Source organism: Streptomyces sp. NPDC101776 (assembly GCF_044766845.1).
Taxonomy (GTDB): domain Bacteria; phylum Actinomycetota; class Actinomycetes; order Streptomycetales; family Streptomycetaceae; genus Streptomyces.
Map to the genome: position 1 here is coordinate 1 of NZ_JBIWMV010000067.1, position 1,088 is coordinate 1,088.

Genomic DNA, 1,088 nt, shown 5'->3' on the forward strand with positions numbered 1-1,088 from the left:
TCACGGAGTGTCGTTGCAGTACTAGGGCCTGTGTGGAGTTGTGATCAAGGCTGTGATCCGAGGTGTCGGATCCAGAGGAGGCCGGCGCATAATTCGAGTCCAGCCTGGTAGCTTTCAGGCTTTTTGTCGTAGCGGACGGCCAGACCGCGCCAGTCCTTGATCTTGTTGATGGTGCGTTCGACGCTGTTGCGGAGCTTGTACAGCTGCTTGTCCCAGGTGACGGGCCGTCCGCCGCGTGAGCCACGGTTCTTGCGGTGGGCGGCCTGATCCCTCTTCTCGGGGATGACTGCTTTGATCCCGCGTCTGCGCAGGTGGGAACGGTTCTGGCGGGACGAGTACGCCTTATCGCCCGCGACTGCGCCGGGCCGGGTGCGGGGTCGGCCGACCGGGCCGGGCACGCGGATCCTGTTCAGGACGGGGATGAACTGCGGACTGTCTCCGGCCTGCCCCGCAGTGATCTTCAGCGAGAGGGGCAGGCACTGCGGCACACAGGACAGATGCGTCTTGGTGGTCAGTCCACCGCGGGAACGTCCCAGGCCGGCAGCGGCGAGCCGGGCCCTGCGGCGACGCCTCACGCGTCGTCGTTCCTCACGCTCCGGGTCCAGCTGCCCGTCTTGGCCGACGCCCCTTTTTCCGCGGCGGCCTTCTCCAACGCGTCCAGGATCCCGGGCTCCACGATCAACCCGGCAGCATCATGATGGGCCCGGACCGTGGTCGAGTCCACGCTGACCAGCGACAAGTCCACCAAGCCCCGCTTCGCCGCCTCGGCGATGGCACCCTGGAACACCGCGGTGAACACCCCGGCATCCCGCCACTGCCGAAACCGGCCGTAGACGGTGGACCAGTGCCCGAATCGTTCGGGCAACTCCCGCCACTTCGCACCGTTCCTGAACCGCCACACGACGCCCTCGAAGTGCGCCCGCAGGTACTCCGGGTACGGCCCGTACTCACCGACCGGCAGGAACGGGGAGATGAACTCCCAATCGGCATCCGAAAGTTGAGGTCGAGACACCCCACCGTTCTACTCCAGGGCCCCCGACTTTCCCAGGCCGGGGGCTCACGAGATCACAACTCTACACAGGCCCTAG

At 66.3% G+C, this 1,088-nt stretch carries 1 pseudogene; it reads right to left on the reverse strand.

Annotated elements, in window-relative coordinates:
- Positions 1-44: 44 nt before the first annotated feature.
- Positions 45-1,012 (reverse strand): annotated as a pseudogene (locus tag ACIRRY_RS51820) (IS5 family transposase).
- Between the last annotated feature and the right edge of the window lie 76 nt (positions 1,013-1,088).